Below are 16,447 nucleotides of genomic sequence, written 5' to 3'. Positions count from 1 at the left end.
TCGACTTTCTTGCGAACCGGCCATGCGCGCTGCAGCCTCCCTCCGATCCCTCGCCGTGGCCCTGGCCACTGCCTGCGTGGCCCTTGCCGCCTCGGCCCAGACAGCCACCTTCCCCACCAAGGCCGTGCGCCTCACGGTGCACAACTCGCCCGGCAGCGCGCCCGATGTGCTGGCGCGCTACCTCTCGCAGCGCCTGGCCGAGCAGTGGAAGCAACCCGTGGTGGTGGACAACCGCGGCGCGGCCGGCGGCATCGTCGCGGCCGACGCGCTGGCCAAGGCCCCGCCCGACGGACACAGCCTGCTGGTCGGCGGCGACGGGCCCATCACCATCCTGCCCAACCTGCAGCCCAAGCTGCCCTACGACGCACAGCGCGACCTGGTGCCCGTGGTCTCGCTCGGCCATGTGGATTTCGTGCTCGTGGCCAACGCCAAGACAGGTTTTCGCAGCCTGAACGACTTCGTGCGTGCCGCCAAGGCCGCGCCGGGCCGCTACAGCTATGCCTCGGCTGGCAATGGCAGCGCACTGCAGTTCAGCATGGAGCTGCTCAAGCAGCAGGCGGGCATCTTCGCCACCCACATCCCCTACCGCGGCGGGCCGCTGGGCCTGCAGGACGTGGTGGCCGGGCAGGTGGAAGTGATGTTCGTGGCCCTGGGCCCTGCGTTGCCGCACATCCGCAGCGGCCGCGTGGTGGCACTGGCCACCACGGGCGAGCAGCGCAACGCCCTGCTGCCCGAGGTGCCCACCGTGGGCGAGACCTACCGCGGCTACCGCTCGGGCACCTGGTTCGGCCTGTTCGCGCCGGCGAACACACCGCAGCCCGTGCTCGACGCCATCGCCGCCGATGCCGCGCGCATCGTGCAGACGCCGGCCGCGCGCGCCGAGCTGGCCGCGCAGGGCATCGACGCCACGGGCACGCCGCAGCAGCAGTTCCAGCGCCAGGTGGCGGCCGAGTACGGGCGCTATGCCCAATTGGTGAAAACAGCCGGCATCAAGGCCGAGTGATCCAGCTCAGTCGGTGGTGGCGATCAGGTCCACTTCGACCGTCGCGTTCTTGGGCAGCTGCAGCACCCCCACCGAGGTGCGCGTGTGTGCGCCTGCCGGGCCGAGCACGCGGAACAGCAGGTCCGAAGCACCGTCGGCCACCTCACTTTGCTGCGTGAAGCCGGGGGCCGACTGCACGTAGACGGTGATGCGCAGCACGGCCGTGACGGCATCGAGCGTGCCCAACGCGCGCTGCAGCAGCGCCAGCGCGCGCATGGCACAGACCTGGGCGGCGCGCTGCGCGTCCTGCAGCGAGGCATCGGCCCCAGCCGCGCCGGTGACCACCACGGTATCGCCCACGCGCGGTATCTGGCCGCTCAGGTAGAGGTGGCGGCCATCGCGCACCAGCGGCACGTAGTTGCCACCGATCTTGATCTCGCCGTCGAAGCGGTAGCCCAGCGCCTGGGCTTCCTGTGCAAAACGTTCATCGCAGGACATGGATTCTCCGGGGGTTGAATAGGCTCATTCGGGTACGGCCGCCCCCTCAAAGCCCAGCGACATGGGCTGCTTGAGATCGCCCGTATTGCCCATGCCCACGGGCCCGAGGCGCAGGTTGCGCGCGCTGAAGTACAGGTAGCCATTCACCTTGGACAGCGTGACGGTGCCGGCCTTGTCGGCGCTCTGCCAGCCCAGCAGCTTGCCACCCGACGCATCGCCGAGCGAGACCCGCACCTTCTTCTGCGCCGGGTCGGGCTTGGCCGACGCCTCGTAGGTGCCCGGTGCCGGGCGGTCGGTGCCAAAGTCCACCTCGACCACTTGCGTCTGGGAGTTGGAGGCAAACACGAAGGCCTTGGGCGTAGTGAGGTAGGTGAGCCCGGTCTTGAAGGCGTAGCGGGTCTTGGCCGCGTTCGCCACCTCGGCCCGCACCTCGCCGAAGTTGTGCCAGCCGTTGGGCCCCGCGTAGAGCTTGCTCTTGGGGTTGGTGAAGCGGTCGTCCGATGCCGGTGGCACATTGCTCCAGGTGTCCGCCGCAGCGGGGGCCGGCTGGGCATGCGACAGGGCACAGGCCAGCAGGCTGGCGGCAAGGACAAGCGAACGCTGCATGGCGCGGACCCTTTCAGTGGAATGGACAGCCGCAGTATGCCTGCAGCCGCGCTCCACCACCGCTCACATCAGCTTCTTGGCGACCAGGGGTTGGTTGACCATCCAGTCCGCCGTGCCCGTGAAGCTTTCGCGCAGCCGCGTGCGCAGCGCCTCGGGCACGCCCGTCTCGCCCATGGCCTGGTCCATGCAGGCCACCCACTGCCGGCTCTCCAGCGGGCCGATGGCAAACGGCATGTGGCGCGCGCGCAGGCGCGGGTGGCCAAACTGGTCGGTGTAGTAGGACGGCCCACCCAGCCAGCCGCAGAGGAACCAGAACAGCTTTTGCCGCGCACTGGCAAGGTCGCTGCCATGGGCGGCGCGCAGTGCGGCATAGCCCGGCTCCAGGTCCATCAGGTCGTAGAAGCGCTCGACCAGGGCGCGCACGCGCTCTTCGCCGCCGATCCATTCGAAGGGTGTGGTGGCGGGGGTGGTGTTTTCGGGGGTGTCGTCGTCCATGGGGTCACAGTCTGCGCCAAGCACGTTTGGCGAGTTTGATTATAAGAAATGCGATGTTCATATCTCTCAGTTGGAAGCGTAGTCTTGGTGCTCCAACCCATCTGGAGAGAGAAAACACCATGCGCATCCGTTTCATTGCCTCCCTGGTCGCCGCCGCGTTTGCCGTCGCGGGCGCCGCCCATGCCGACCAGTTGGCCGACATCAAGAAGAAGGGCGAACTGGTCGTCGGCGTGCTGGGCACCGATGAGCCCAACAGCTTCATCGACCCCAAGACACGCGAGCTGATCGGCTACGAGGTGGACCTGGGCAAGGCCATCGCCAAGAAGATCGGCGTCAAGCCCGTGTTCAAGCAACTGGCCGTGGCCGCGCGCATCCCTGAGCTGCAACAGGGCCATGTGGACATCCTGGCGGCCTCGCTCACGCACAACAAGGAGCGCGAGGCGCAGATCGACTTCTCGCTGACCACCTTCGTCACGGGCCAGAAGGTGCTGGTGAAGAAGGCCAGCGGCATCAAGGACGTGGCCGACCTGGCCGGCAAGCGCGTGGTCACCGTCAAAGGCGGCACGCAGGAGCCCAATGTGCGCAAGGCCGTGCCCACCGTGGAGGTGGTGACCTTCGAGACCACGCAGCAGGCCTTCCTGGCGCTGCAGCAGGGCAAGGGCGTGGGCTATGTGAACGACGAGTCCTCGCTGATCGACGACTTCGGCAAGCTCGGCGCGCGCAACAAGGACTACGCCATCCTGCCCACCAACCTGAGCGTGGAGCCGCTGGCGCTGGGCATCAAGAAGGGCGAGAGCGCCGTGAAGTCCATTGTGGACGACACGCTGCGCGACCTGGAGAAGTCGGGCGAGGCCGAGAAGATCTACTTCAAGTGGTATGGCCCCAACACCAAGATCAAGTTCACCACCCGTCCGTTCAAGTTCGAGTCGGACAAGATCGACGGCTGATGGTGGTGGGCGGCCCCGCGCCGGGGCCTGGGGACGTGCCATTGGTGCACGCTCTCGCGGCTGTGGCGCGTCGGGCCGGCATGCATGCCTGTGTTTGACTATTCCCTGCTGCTGAGCGGCCAGTACCACCTCATGCTGGTGGGTGGCCTGCTGCTGTCGCTGCAGCTGCTGGCCGCATCGCTGCTGGCGGCCCTGCCGATCGCCCTGGTCGTGGCGCTGCTGCGCCTGGCACCCGTGGCAGCGCTGCGCTGGGCGGGCTTTGCCTTTGTCGAGGGCATCCGCAATGTGCCGCTGCTGGCGCACATGCTGTTCTGGTACTTCGGTGCGCCCGAGTTGCTGCCGGAGGCCGCCAAGCAGTGGCTCTACGACAGCGGCCATGCCGAGGCAGCCGCCGCCATCGTGGCACTGTCGCTCTACACCGCGGCCTTCATGGCCGAGGACATCCGCAGCGGCATCCGCTCGGTGCCAGCGGTGCAGATGGAGGCGGGCCGTGCGCTGGGTTTCGGCTTCCTGGCCACCATGCGCCGTGTGGTGCTGCCGCAGGCGCTGCGCGTGACCGTGCCGCCGCTGATCTCGCAGTCGCTGAGCCTGTGGAAGAACACCTCCATCGCCACCGTGGTCGGTGTGGCCGAACTGATGTACCAGGCCGCCAAGGTGGAAAGCGCCACCTTCCGCAGCGTGGAGGCTTTTGCCTTTGCGAGCGCTGCCTACCTCACGGTCTCTCTGCTCATCACCGGCATGGCCAGTTGGTACCACCACCGCTATCCCGTACGCACGATCTAGATGCTGGAACTCATCGACACCTACTGGCTGTACTTCCTGGTTGGCCAGTACCCGAATGGCCCGCTGGGTGGCCTGGCGCTCACGTTGCTGCTCGCGGCTGGCGCGCTGCTGCTGGCGCTGCCGCTGGGCATCGTGTTCGGCCTGGCGCGCGTGAGCCCCTGGCGCCTGGTGCGCTGGCCCGTCACGGCCCTGGTCTTCGTGGTGCGCGGCACGCCGCTGTTGATGGTGATCTTCTGGGCCTATTTCTTTTTGCCCAGCGTGACCGGGGTGAAGACCGGGCAGTTCACCACCATGCTGCTCGCACTCGTGGTCTTCAACGCGGCCTACCTGGCCGAGATCGTGCGCGCCGGCATTCTGGGTGTGCCGCGCGGGCAGATGGAGTGCGCGCGCGCCCTGGGCCTGTCCTACCCACGCGCCATGCGCCTGGTGGTGCTGCCCCAGGCGCTGCGCAGCATGCTGCCCTCGCTGGTGAACCAGTTCGTCTCCACCATCAAGGAGACCTCGCTGGGCTACATCATCGGGCTCACCGAAGTCTCCTTCATCGCCACGCAGATCAACAGCCAGGTCTTCGTCCGCCCGGCCGAGGTCTTCGGCATCCTGGGCCTGACCTACTTCGTGCTGTGCTTCGGCCTGTCGCGCCTGGCCTATGCGCTGGAGCGCCGGCTGGCGCGGCGCGCCGCAGCGCCATCGGCGCCCTCCCCCGCTTCGCCCCCCACATCCACCTCCACCCAATCCCTCGCAACATGATCGAACTGCACGACGTCAACAAGTGGTACGGCAGCTACCACGCCCTGGTGGATGTGACCGAGACCATCGAGAAGGGCGAGGTGGTCGTGGTCTGCGGGCCCTCGGGCTCGGGCAAGTCCACGATGATCCGCACGCTCAACCGGCTCGAACCCATCCAGGGTGGGCGCATCCTGATCGACGGGCACCACATCTACGGGCCCGATGTGAACGTGAACACGCTGCGCTCGCGCATCGGCTTCGTGTTCCAGCAGTTCAACCTGTTCCCGCACCTGTCGGTGCTGGACAACTGCGCGCTGGCACCGATCCAGCTGCGCGGGCTCTCGCGCCCGCAGGCCGAGCAGCGTGCACTGGCCCTGCTCGATCGCGTGGGGCTGGCGCACAAGGCGCACGCCTGGCCGAGCGAACTCTCGGGCGGGCAGCAGCAGCGCGTGGCCATTGCCCGCGCCCTGGCCATGGAGCCGCCGCTGATGCTGTTCGACGAACCCACGAGCGCGCTCGACCCCGAGATGGTGGGCGAGGTGCTGCTGGTCATGCGCGACCTGGCGCGTGACGGCATGACCATGGTCTGCGTGACGCACGAAATGGGCTTTGCGCGCGAGGTGGCCGACCGCGTGCTCTTCATGGACGAGGGCCGCGTGCTCGAGCGCGCCACGCCGGGCGAGTTCTTCACCCGCCCGCAGCACCCGCGCGCGCAGCAGTTCCTGTCGGACATCCGCACGCCGTTTGCGCGGGCGGCGTAAAGCGGCTATTCCGCCGCGCGGCGCAGCGTCTCCACCACGGGGCGGCGCAGCACCTCGCGCAGCCCCCACCAGCCGGCGGCCAGCGCCAGCACGGCACCGGCCACGGCGCCGGCCAGCGGCACCCAGGGCGATGCCGTCCAGGTGAAGTCGAAGACAAAGCGCGCCAGTGCCCAGCCCACGACCACGGCCACGGTGCTGGCCAGAAAGCCCGCGAGCAGGCCCACGCCCATGAGCTCGGCACGCTGCACCTGGCCCAGCAGGCTGGCGCGTGCGCCCACGGCGCGCATGATGGCGAACTCGCGCGCCCGCTCCTCGCGGGTGGCCGTGACGGCCGCGAACAGCACCACCAGCCCGGCGGCCAGCGTGAAGGCGAAGAGGAACTCCACCGCACGGATCACCTGGTCGAGCACACGCTGCACCTGGGTGATGGTAGCGCCCATGTCCACATTGGTGATGTTGGGGAACTGGCGCACCAGCGCATTGTCGAAGCCCGCCTTGTCCGGCGCGCGGTAGGCGGCCAGGTAGGTGACCGCAACGCCTTCGAGGTGGTCCACCGGGTACATCACGAAGAAGTTGGCGCGCATGGAGCCCCAGTCCACCTTGCGCAGGCTGGTGATGCGCGCCTCGTTCTGCACGCCGCCGATGTCGAACTGCAGCATGTCGCCCATCTTCAGGCCCAGCGTCTCGGCAATGCCCTCTTCCACACTGACGGCGCCCTGCTCGTTCTCGGTCCACTTGCCGGCCACGATCTGGTTGTGGGGCGGCTGCTGCAGCGCGGTGGAGAGGTTGAACTCGCGGTCCACCAGGCGCTTGGCGCGGTCATCGGTGTAGTCGGCCGGGCCCACGGCCTTGCCGTTCACGGCCAGCAGGCGGCCGCGGATCATGGGGTACCAGTCGTAGCGCTTGACGCCGCCATCCTTGAGGCTTTGCTGGAAGGCGTCGGCCTGCTCAGGCATCACGTTGATGACGAAGCGGTTGGGCGCATCGGGCGGCGTGGCCTGGCGCCAGCTGCTGATGAGGTCGGTGCGCAGCAGCACCAGCAGCACCAGGGCCAGCAGGCCCACGGCCAGGCTGCTGACCTGCACCACGGCATAGGCCGGGCGCGCGGAGATCTGCCGTGTGGCCAGCACCAGCCAGCGCGGCGCAGTGGCTTCGTTGACGCTGCGGCGCAGCAGCTTCACGGCCACCCAGCTCAGGCCCGCGAACAGCGCCACCGCGCCCGCAAAGCCGCCCACGGCGATCAGACCGAGCTTGATGTCGCTGCTCACCGCCAGCAGCAGGGCCGCGAAGCCCGCCACGCCCACGCCCAGCACGGCCAGCGAGGCCGGCTTGAGCCCGCCCACGTCGCGCCGGATCACGCGCAGCGGCGGCACCTGGGCCAACTGCAGCACGGGCGGCAGGCCGAAAGCGAACAGCAGGGTGAGCCCCATGCCCAGGCCGAAGGCCACGGGCCACAGGCTGGCTGCGGGCAGGGCCGACTCCACCAGCCCGGCCAGCAGCAGCACGAAGACGTAGTGCACCAGGTAGCCCACGGCCACGCCCAGGGCGCTGGCGAAGATGCCGATGAGCGCGAACTCGGTGGTGTAGGCACCGGCAATGGTGCGCTGGCTCTGGCCCAGCACACGCAGCATGGCCGAGGCATCGAGGTGGTCGGTGGCAAAACCGCGCGCGGCCAGCGCCACGGCCACGGCCGAGAGCAGTGCGGCCAGCAGAGCCACCAGGCTCAGGAATTTCTGCGCCCGGTCCAGCGTCTGGCGCATCTCGGGGCGGCCGCTCTCCAGCGACTCGACGCGCACGCCGTGCTGTTCGGGTTTCTTGGCCTCGTCGGCCGCCCACTGGCTGAAGGTCTTGACCGCCGCGGCCGGCCCGGCCACGGCAAAGCGGTAGGTCAGGCGGCTCGCGGGCTGCACCAGGCCGGTGGCGGCCACGTCGGCCTCGTTGAGCATGACGCGCGGCGCAAAGCTCATGAAGCCGGCACCCCGGTCGGGCTCGATCACGATGATGCGGGTGATGCGCAGCTGCGAATCGCCCAAGAGCAGCATGTCGCCCATGGCCAGGCCCAGCGATTCGAGCAGCGGCGCGTCCACCCAGACCTCGCCACGCGCCGGGATGTCGCGCGTGGTCTGCTCGGCCGCGCCCGGGCCCACGGCCACGGTGAGCGTGCCGCGCAGCGGGTAGCCCGGCTGCACGCTTTTGAGGGCCACCAGCTTGCTGGCGCCGCCCTTGTCGTCGCCGGCCCGCCCCATGGTGGGGAAGCCCATGGTCGTCACGCTCTGCAGGCCCAGGGCCTTGGCGCGCTCGGCGAACACGGCGGGCGTGGGGTTGTCGCTGGCCACCACGGCATCGCCGCCCAGCAGTTGCAGGGCGTCGCGCTGCAGGCCGCCCTGCAGGCGGTCGGCAAAAAAGCCCACGGAGGTGAGTGCAGCGACGGCCAGCGTCACGGCCACGACCAAGAGGCGCAGCTCGCCCGCGCGCAGGTCGCGCAGCAGGGTGCGCCAGCCCAGGCGGATAAATGAGAGGTTCATGGGCGTGACATTAGCGCAAAAGCGCGTCCAACCACGGCAATGGCCCATTTCCAGCCGGCGCGCAGGCCCTTTCAGGCCGGCGGGCTCAGCGTGGCGTGGCGTTCAGGCGCTCTTCGAGCCCCTTGAGCACGGGAGCGATCTCGGCGCCCACGCGGATCTGCGGGTTGGAGAAGCCGTCGTTCTTGCCCGCCTCGACCTCGCGCTGCTGGATCAGGGGCACGGCTTTCTTGAACGCCTCCTCGAAGGAGTGCGTGCTGCGCAGCTGCTCGTCGAACACGGCCCGGCCGAAGAAGGTCAGCTCCGACAGCGCGCCGCAACCGTAGGAGGTGTGGGTGGCGTCGGCCGCCGTCATGATCAGGGTCGATGGATTGGCCAGCGTGTCGATCCAGCCGCCCGAGTAGCAGGCCGAGATGGCGATCACCCGGTGGCGGATGCCTGCCGCGTCCAGCACTTCGCGCAGCATCTCGGGGGTGGTGGGCGCCACCTCCAGCGGCCAGTGCGAGGCCGCGAGCTGGTGGTTCCTGGCGCCATGCGAGGTCATGTAGACCACGAGCAGGTCGTTGTCCTTGTCCATGCGCGCGGCCAGGGCGTGCACGGCGCGTTCGAGGTTCTCGGGCGTGGCCCAGGCATGGGTGTCGGTGGTCTCCGCGTGGTTGAGCAGGTGCAGCACCCGGCCCTGGGCATCGAAACGCTCCTGCAGCAGTTGGCTGACCATGGTGCTCTCGCGGCGGAACACGTTCTCGCTGGCGTACGGGGCGAACACCAGGGCATAGACATCGGTCACGCCGGGGCGCTCGGCGACCAGGGCCTCGGCCTGCTGCTGCATCAGGTCCTGCTGGGCCTCGAAGACGGACTGCGACAGGTGCAGGCGCGCGGGTGGGGCGCATCCCCCTCGCTGGCTTCCGGACGGGCCACCCAGGACTGGGACGACATGTAGTACAGGCTGCCCCCGGTCACGGCCAGCAGCACCAGCACGAAGACGGCGGTACGGCCCCGCGAGCGCGTGAAGCGTGCCATCAGCACGGTCTGGACCAGCAGGTCCCAGAGCAGCGTCACGCCATAGATGGCCCAGAAGGCCCAGTAACCGTAGCCCGCGGACCAGCGGGCGGGATCGTGCGCCCCCAGGGCCATGAGCCCATAGGCCACGACCGAGGCCGGCAGCACGGCCACGGTGGACAGCACCAGCCAGGCCGGCACGCCGCCCGCAAGCCGGTCCCCGGTGCCAGCGGCCGGCGGGCGCGACAGGGCCCACCAGGCGGCCCCGAGCAGTGCGGGCAGAGACCACCACAGCGTCAGCCAGCCCCCGAGATGGAACGCCGCAGGGCCTGGGATGTGCAGGCGCTCCAGACCCACGAGCACGGCACTGCACAACAGCACGAGACAAATGGCCTGCCCGGGCGCAGGAGCGGCAGCCCCCGTGCGCGGCCGTTTCAGCACGGAGGCGCGCAACCCCTCCAGCAACCAGCGCGCCCCGGCCAGCCGCTCAGGCGCGGCGGCCACAGCAGGGGCTGCGGTGGGCGGTGCGGGCGGGGCACCGTCCGTTGCTGCCGGCACGGATTCGACCGGCGCGCGGTGGGTTTCCGGCACCTCGTCGAGGTCGTAGGGGCCAAACTGGCTGGGCAGCGTGTCGGGCCAGGCGTGGGTGGATTTCTGGTCGCGCATCGCCCGATCATGCCACCGCCGTGCGGCGGCCCGGTGTCAGCCGGGGGCAGGCGCGGCCTGCGCGAGCCCGGGCTGCAGCACCAGCCGGTGGCTGCCGCTGTAGCAGACGAAGCGCCGGTTGGTGGCACGGCCGATGGCGCACAGGCCCAGCTGTTCGGCCACGGCATGGCCCATCTGCGTCATGCCGCTGCGCGAGACCACGATGGGCACGCCCATCTGCGCCGACTTGATGACCATCTCGCTGGTCAGCCGACCCGTGGTGTAGAACACCTTGTCGGTGCCGGCCATCGGCGCCGCGCCTGCGACAGCCATCCACATCCACCCCGCGATGGTGTCGATGGCATTGTGGCGCCCCACATCCTCGACGAAGACCAGCAGCTCCTCGCCCTGGAACAGCGCACAGCCATGCACCGAGCCGGCCGATTTGTAGGTGCTCTCCTTGAGGCGGATGGCGTTGACGATGCCGTAGAGCTGGCCCTGCGTGAGCCGCGCCTCGGGCAGCACGATGCGGTCCACCTCGTCCATCAGGCCGCCGAACACGCTGCCCTGGCCGCAGCCGGTGGTGACCACCTTGCTGGCCGTGCGCTCCTCGATGCGCGCGATGCCATGGCGCGTGCGCACCGCCGCGGCGTGGACCTCCCAGTCCACGGTGATCGACTCGATGTCCTGCACCGACTCCACCAGGCGCTGGTTGCGCAGGTAGCCCAGCACCAGCAGCTCGGGGTGCGCGCCCAAGGTCATCAGCGTGACGAGCTCGCGCTTGTCGACATACACGGTGAGCGGCCGCTCGGCGGGGATGGACAGCTCCTCGCGCTCGCCATGCTCGTTGACCACCTCGACACGGTGGGTCAGCGGGGCCTGGGCCTGGGTCAGCCGCGGCAGGAGGCCGGGGTGGGTGGTCATGGGCGCAGCGTACCCCATCCCCGCCAGACCCTGGGGGGAAACGCCGGCCGGGACCGGGCGGTGGTCAGGATTTGGGCGCCGACGCCGCGGCGGCCGGCACCTGGGTGTTGGGTGGGCTGCTGGCCGTGCCCGGTGGCGAGTGCGCACCGGCCGCCTCCAGCGGCTTGGCTTCGGGGGGCGTGTAGGCAAACGGGCCGGGGTCCGCACAGACCGCTGCGCCCGGGGCCGCCGGCTTGGCCGCAGGGGTGGTCTTGCGGTAATGGGCCGCGACCTTGTCCTGCGACAGGCACAGCTTGTAGTTGTCGACCTTGCCGGCCCAGGCGGTCCTGGCCGCAGCTTCGGCCGCCTTGGCGGCGGCCTCGGGCGCGGGCGGTGGCAGCTTGGCCAGCGCGGCAGCGCAGGTGCAGGCAGTGCCCAGGGCCAGCAGTGCGGGGCGCAGGAAGTGGGTGTTCATCGCCATGGGGGGCCTCCTCATGCCTGCATGGGCTTGGCTGGCGCTGCCTCACCCGTGGTACCGGCACTGCTGCTGCGTTGCGCGGGGATCTTGCCGGCCTGGATGTCCTCGTACCAGAGCTGGTGGTGCTCCTTGGCCCAGGTCTCGTCCACATAGCCGGTCTTCATGGCCTGGTAGGCACCCTGCATGCCGATGGTGCCCAGGTAGATGTGGCCCATGAACATCACCATCATCACCACCGTGGCCACGGCATGCACCATGTGCGCGATCTGCATGGTGCCGCGCTCGTAGATGAGGCCGGGGATCAGCTTGTCCAGCACCAGGCCCGAGGCCACGACGATGGCGCCCAGGAACAGCACCCCGCCCCAGAAGATCAGCTTCTCGCCAGCATTGAAGCGGTGCGAGGGCACCTCGGCGCCCGAGAGCAGGCCGCCGCCCTTGAGCAGCCAGGTGAGGTCGCCGCGGCGCGGGAAGTTGTCGCGCACGAAAGTGAGGAACACGATGAGCAGCGACACCGCGAACAGCGGCCCGGCGAAGTTGTGCACGTTCTTGAGCACATAGGCCAGCCAGCCGAACAACTGCCCCCCCAGAATGGGCAGCAGGAAGAACTTGCCGAAGGCCATCACCAGGCCCGAGATGGCCAGCGCCACGAAGGCGATGGCATTGGCCCAGTGGGCGGAGCGCTCAAAGGGGGTGAAGCGCTCGATCTTGCGGCCCGTCTCGGTGCCGTGCAGGTGCATCGTGCCCTTGCGCCAGTAGAACAGCGCAATCGCGCCCGCCACGATGAGCAGCAGCGAGCCGCCGTAGGGGATGATCCACTGGTTGCGCACCTGGCGCCAGGCCTCGCCCGCATTGGTCACGCGCGAGCCGGGGTACTGCACGAAGGGCTGTATCAGGTTGCCGGCCTCGGGCGCCTGGCTCTTGGGCAGGCTGCTGTAGCCCGTGACGCCCTCGCCCACCTGGCGCCACATCGGCGCGTTGTTGCCCGGCTGCACCTTGGCGCGCTCGCCGTTGCTCTGCTGGGCGTAGCCCGGCTCCTCGCTGGCGTCGGGCTTGACCTGGAAGATGTTCTGGCTCTGGATACCGCCGGGCGCCGGGGCAACCGCGGCGGCAGCCGGCACGGCCACCGAGGCGGCATCGGCCGGCGCCTGGGCGGCCGCCGTGCCCCAGGCCAGTCCGGCACACAGGGCCATGCTGCACAGAATGGTTTTCATGGCAGGCCTCGCTCTAGCGGGTGCTACGGGTGTACTCGTTCTGGCCGTACTGCTGGCGCGCCTTGAGCTGCTGCTCCCAACCGGCCTTGTCGCCGGCCTTCCAGCCGGGCTGGGTGAAATGGCTGCCCGTGCCGGCATAGGGCGGCGCATCGACGCGCACGCCGCCGCCGGTCTGCGGCTTCTCGGTGCAGGCCGCCAATGCCAGCAGCCCGCAGGCCGCGCCCAGAATCACCAGGGTGCTGCGGCCGCTCATGACTTGGCTCCCGGCGTGGGTTGGCCGGCCTGCTTGGAGCCGTAGGCCGTGCCCCAGCCCCAGACCTCGGCGCCCTTGCCGCGCTGCACCACGCGGTTGCGGAAGATGTCGGCCACCACATCGCCATCGCCAGCCAGCAGGGCCTTGGTGGAGCACATCTCGGCGCAGGCCGGCAGCTTGCCCTCGGCCAGGCGGTTGCGGCCGTATTTCTCGAACTCGGCCTGGCTGCCATGGGTCTCGGGGCCGCCGGCGCAGAAGGTGCACTTGTCCATCTTGCCGCGCACGCCGAAGGTGCCCTGCGAGGGGAACTGGGGGGCGCCGAAGGGGCAGGCATAGCTGCAGTAGCCGCAGCCGATGCAGACATCCTTGTCGTGCAGCACCACGCCCTCATCGGTGCGGTAAAAGCAGTTCACGGGGCAGACGGCCATGCAAGGAGCGTCGCTGCAGTGCATGCAGGCCACCGAAATGGATTTCTCGCCCGGCACACCGTCGTTGAGCGTGACCACGCGGCGGCGGTTCACGCCCCAGGGCACTTCGTGCTCGTTCTTGCAGGCGGTGACGCAGCCGTTGCATTCAATGCAGCGCTCTGCATCGCAGATGAATTTCATTCGTGCCATGGGATGTCTCCTGGTCGCTGCTGTTGCCGCTGCCGCGTGCTCACGCACGCTCCACGTTGCAGATGGTGGTCTTGGTTTCCTGCATCATGGTCACGCTGTCGTAGCCATAGGTGGTGGCCGTGTTCACGGCCTCGCCGCGCACCACGGGGGCCGCGCCCTTGGGGTAGTGGGCGAGCATGTCCGCCCCCTGCCAGTGGCCCGAGAAGTGGAACGGCATCCACACCGTGTCGGGCGCCACGCGTTCGGTCACCAGCGCCTGCACGTTGATGCGCGCGCCCGTGGGCGAGCTGAGCCATACCCGTTCGCCATTGCGCACGCCGCGCTCGCCCGCGGTCTTGGGGTGGATCTCGACGAAGGACTCCTGCTGCAGCTCGGCCAGCCAGGGGTTGGAACGCGTTTCCTCGCCGCCGCCCTCGTACTCGACCAGCCGGCCCGAGGTCAGGATCAGCGGGAACTTCTCGTGCACCTTGTCGGCGATGTTCTTGTCCTGCACGCTCTTGTAGAGCGTGGGCAGGCGCCAGAAGGCCTTCTTGTCGTCGTGCGTGGGGTACTTGGCCATCAGGTCGGGGCGCGTGCCGTAGAGTGGCTCGCGGTGCTGCGGGATGGCGTCGGGGAAGTTCCACACCACGGCGCGCGCCTTGGCATTGCCGAAGGGGTGGCAGCCATGGTTCTTCATGCTCACGCGGATGATGGCGCCCGTGGGGTCGGTCTTCCAGTTCTTGCCTTCTGCCGCCTTCTTCTCGTCGTCGGTGAGTTCATCCCACCAGCCGAGCTTCTTGAGCAGCACATGGTCGAACTCGGGGTAGCCCGTGGTGATGTCGGCCCCCAGCGAGTGCGAGCCATCCTCGGCCAGCAGGTTCTGGCCGTCCTTCTCGACGCCGAAATTGGCGCGGAAGTTGCCCCCGCCGTCCATCACATGCTTGGACGTGTCATAGAGGTTGGACGAACCGGGGTGCTTGAGCTCGGGCGTGCCGTAGCAGGGCCAGGGCAGGCCGAAGTAGTCGCCCGTGAAGTCGTAGCCGGTCTCCTTGTCCTTGCCGCCCTTGGCCTTCAGGGTCTTCACGTCGAACAGGTGCATGTTCTTCATGTGGGCCTTCAGGCGCTCGGGGCTCTGGCCGGTGTAGCCGATGGTCCAGACGCTGCGGTTGATCTCGCGCAGGATGTCCTCGACCACGGGCTCGTCCATGCCGCCCACCTTCTGCAGCTTGTAGTTCTTGACCAGTTCCTTGTCAAAGCCCAGCTTCTGCGCGAACTGGTACATGATCATGTGGTCCGAGCGGCTCTCCCACAGCGGCTCGATCACCTTCTCGCGCCACTGCAGCGAGCGGTTGGACGCGGTGCATGAACCGCTGGTTTCGAATTGCGTGGCCGCCGGCAGCAGATAGACCGCACGGTTCGGATTGAGGTCCTCGGCCTTGCCGGGCATGGCGGCCATGGCGGCGGTGGCCGAAGGATAAGGATCGACCACCACGAGCAGGTCGAGCTTGTCCATGGCGCGCTTCATCTCCAGGCCCCGGGTCTGGGAGTTGGGCGCATGGCCCCAGAAGAACACGCCGCGCAGGTTGGCGTCCTGGTCGATGAGCTCGTTCTTCTCGAGCACGCCGTCGATCCAGCGCGAGACCGTGAGGCCCGACTTGGTCATCATGGCCGGGCTCGCATAGCGGCCCTTGATCCACTCGAAATCCACGCCCCAGGTGGCCGCGAAATGCTTCCAGGCGCCTTCGGCAATGCCGTAGTAGCCGGGCAGCGAGTCGGGGTTGGGGCCCACATCGGTGGCGCCCTGCACATTGTCGTGCCCGCGGAAGATGTTGGTGCCGCCGCCGGACTTGCCCACATTGCCCAGCGCCAGCTGCAGGATGCACGAGGCACGCACGATGGCGTTGCCGATGGTGTGCTGGGTCTGGCCCATGCACCAGACGATGGTGCCCGGCCGGTGGGCATTGAGCAGGCTGGCGATCTTGAACACCTGCTCCTCCTTGACACCGCAGGCCTCCTCGACCTTGTCGGGCGTCCACTTGGCCAGGATCTCGTCGCGCACCTTGTCCATGCCGTAGACACGGTCGTTCAGGTACTGCCTGTCTTCCCAGCCGTTCTTGAAGATGTGGTACAGCAGGCCGAACAGGAAGGGGATGTCGGTGCCCGAGCGGATGCGCACGTACTCGTCGGCCTTGGCCGCCGTGCGCGTGAAGCGCGGGTCCACCACGATCATCTTGCAGCCGGTCTCCTTGGCGTGCAGCATGTGCAGCATGCTCACCGGGTGGGCCTCGGCCGCATTGGAGCCGATGTACATCGCGACCTTGCTGTTCTGCATGTCGTTGTACGAATTGGTCATGGCCCCGTAGCCCCAGGTGTTGGCCACCCCGGCCACCGTGGTCGAATGGCAGATGCGCGCCTGGTGGTCGCAGTTGTTGGTGCCCCAGAAGCTCACGAACTTGCGCAGCAGGTAGGCCTGCTCGTTGTTGTGCTTGGACGAGCCCACGAAGTACACGCTGTCGGGCCCGCTGGCCTTGCGCAGCTCCTGCATGCGCGCCGTGATCTCGTTGAGCGCCGTGTCCCAGCTGATGCGCTCGTACTTGCCGTTGACCAGCTTCATCGGGTAGCGCAGGCGGTACTCGCCATGGCCGTGCTCGCGCAGCGCCGCGCCCTTGGCGCAGTGCGCGCCCAGGTTGATGGGCGAATCGAACACCGGCTCCTGGCGCACCCAGACGCCGTTCTCGACCACCGCATCCACCGCACAGCCCACCGAGCAGTGGGTGCAGATGGTGCGGCGCACCTCGATCTTGCTGTCGCCCAGGCCGACCTTGGCGCCTTCGGCGGCGCTGGACTTCCTGACCAGCGCGAGCTGCGAGGCCGCAATGCCCACACCCACGCCCAGGCCCGAGCGGCGCAGGAAGGCACGCCGGTCCATGGTGGGCAGGGCCCTGGCCAGGCCGCGCTGCAGGCTGTGGACGAAGGGAGAGGACGGGGAGGTGGCCGCAGCGCCCTCCCGGGCGTGGGAAGACTTCTTGGTGAGCAACATGG

The 16,447-nt window shown here is 68.7% G+C and carries 17 protein-coding genes; 5 read left to right on the top strand and 12 right to left on the bottom strand.

Annotated features, from left to right (window positions below; genetic code table 11):
* Nucleotides 1–22: 22 nt before the first annotated feature.
* Entirely contained in the window at nt 23–1,003 is a 981-nt protein-coding gene (locus HNP48_RS26925; protein WP_184863003.1) for a tripartite tricarboxylate transporter substrate binding protein, read from the top strand.
* 6 nt (nt 1,004–1,009) lie between these two features.
* Here the strand turns inward: HNP48_RS26925 and HNP48_RS26920 are convergent, their stop codons facing one another.
* The 3 genes from HNP48_RS26920 to HNP48_RS26910 form a co-directional block, all read right to left on the bottom strand.
* Nucleotides 1,010–1,480 (bottom strand): RidA family protein, encoded by a 471-nt coding sequence (locus HNP48_RS26920; protein ID WP_184863001.1) that lies wholly within the window; start codon nt 1,478–1,480, stop codon nt 1,010–1,012.
* 24 nt (nt 1,481–1,504) lie between these two features.
* Nucleotides 1,505–2,086 (bottom strand): hypothetical protein, encoded by a 582-nt coding sequence (locus HNP48_RS26915; protein ID WP_184862999.1) that lies wholly within the window; start codon nt 2,084–2,086, stop codon nt 1,505–1,507.
* Between the two features lie 63 nt (nt 2,087–2,149).
* Nucleotides 2,150–2,581 (bottom strand): group II truncated hemoglobin, encoded by a 432-nt coding sequence (locus HNP48_RS26910; RefSeq protein WP_184862997.1) that lies wholly within the window; start codon nt 2,579–2,581, stop codon nt 2,150–2,152.
* Between the two features lie 119 nt (nt 2,582–2,700).
* On the opposite strand from HNP48_RS26910, the gene HNP48_RS26905 reads away from it, so the two are divergent.
* The 4 genes from HNP48_RS26905 to HNP48_RS26890 all read left to right on the top strand — a co-directional run bounded on the left by HNP48_RS26905 (nt 2,701) and on the right by HNP48_RS26890 (nt 5,798).
* A complete protein-coding gene (locus tag HNP48_RS26905; protein ID WP_184862995.1) occupies nt 2,701–3,528 on the top strand; it encodes an ABC transporter substrate-binding protein in 828 nt (275 codons plus the stop codon).
* An 84-nt stretch (nt 3,529–3,612) separates the two neighbouring features.
* The gene (locus tag HNP48_RS26900; protein ID WP_184862993.1) at nt 3,613–4,311 is read left to right on the top strand and encodes an amino acid ABC transporter permease; all 699 of its coding nucleotides are present in this window, start codon (nt 3,613–3,615) and stop codon (nt 4,309–4,311) included.
* A complete protein-coding gene (locus tag HNP48_RS26895; RefSeq protein WP_184862991.1) occupies nt 4,312–5,058 on the top strand; it encodes an amino acid ABC transporter permease in 747 nt (248 codons plus the stop codon).
* Nucleotides 5,055–5,798, top strand: a complete 744-nt coding sequence (locus HNP48_RS26890) for an amino acid ABC transporter ATP-binding protein (RefSeq protein ID WP_184862990.1) — start codon at nt 5,055–5,057, stop codon at nt 5,796–5,798. The genes HNP48_RS26895 and HNP48_RS26890 overlap by 4 nt, the downstream gene beginning before the upstream one ends.
* Before the next feature lie 5 nt (nt 5,799–5,803).
* On the opposite strand, the gene HNP48_RS26885 is transcribed toward HNP48_RS26890, so the two are convergent.
* The 9 genes from HNP48_RS26885 to HNP48_RS26850 all read right to left on the bottom strand — a co-directional run bounded on the left by HNP48_RS26885 (nt 5,804) and on the right by HNP48_RS26850 (nt 16,445).
* Complete coding sequence (locus HNP48_RS26885) at nt 5,804–8,323, bottom strand: ABC transporter permease (RefSeq protein WP_184862988.1); 2,520 nt, start codon at nt 8,321–8,323, stop codon at nt 5,804–5,806.
* Nucleotides 8,324–8,408: 85 nt separating this feature from the next.
* Entirely contained in the window at nt 8,409–9,149 is a 741-nt protein-coding gene (locus HNP48_RS35705; RefSeq protein WP_311773865.1) for a C13 family peptidase, read from the bottom strand.
* Nucleotides 9,149–9,985: a hypothetical protein gene (locus HNP48_RS35700; protein WP_311773864.1), complete on the bottom strand. Its 837-nt coding sequence runs from the start codon at nt 9,983–9,985 to the stop codon at nt 9,149–9,151. Before HNP48_RS35700 ends, HNP48_RS35705 begins: the two co-directional genes overlap by 1 nt.
* A gap of 36 nt (nt 9,986–10,021) precedes the next feature.
* Entirely contained in the window at nt 10,022–10,888 is an 867-nt protein-coding gene (locus HNP48_RS26875; protein ID WP_260420401.1) for a formate dehydrogenase accessory sulfurtransferase FdhD, read from the bottom strand.
* A 64-nt stretch (nt 10,889–10,952) separates the two neighbouring features.
* Nucleotides 10,953–11,348 carry a hypothetical protein gene (locus tag HNP48_RS26870; RefSeq protein ID WP_409362585.1) on the bottom strand — a complete coding sequence of 132 codons (396 nt, stop codon included), beginning with the start codon at nt 11,346–11,348 and terminating at the stop codon, nt 10,953–10,955.
* An 11-nt stretch (nt 11,349–11,359) separates the two neighbouring features.
* Entirely contained in the window at nt 11,360–12,556 is a 1,197-nt protein-coding gene (locus HNP48_RS26865) for a formate dehydrogenase subunit gamma (RefSeq protein ID WP_184862985.1), read from the bottom strand.
* Nucleotides 12,557–12,569: 13 nt separating this feature from the next.
* Nucleotides 12,570–12,809, bottom strand: coding sequence for a hypothetical protein (locus tag HNP48_RS26860; RefSeq protein ID WP_184862983.1), 240 nt, complete (start codon nt 12,807–12,809; stop codon nt 12,570–12,572).
* Complete coding sequence (fdh3B, locus tag HNP48_RS26855) at nt 12,806–13,426, bottom strand: formate dehydrogenase FDH3 subunit beta (RefSeq protein WP_057201907.1); 621 nt, start codon at nt 13,424–13,426, stop codon at nt 12,806–12,808. Before fdh3B ends, HNP48_RS26860 begins: the two co-directional genes overlap by 4 nt.
* 40 nt (nt 13,427–13,466) lie before the next feature.
* A complete protein-coding gene (locus HNP48_RS26850; protein WP_184862981.1) occupies nt 13,467–16,445 on the bottom strand; it encodes a formate dehydrogenase subunit alpha in 2,979 nt (992 codons plus the stop codon).
* Between the last annotated feature and the right edge of the window lie 2 nt (nt 16,446–16,447).

The organism is Acidovorax soli (assembly GCF_014207955.1).
Lineage (GTDB): Bacteria > Pseudomonadota > Gammaproteobacteria > Burkholderiales > Burkholderiaceae_C > Acidovorax > Acidovorax soli_A.
Note: the sequence above shows the minus strand (reverse complement) of the source record. Positions and strands in the feature narration are given on the sequence as shown.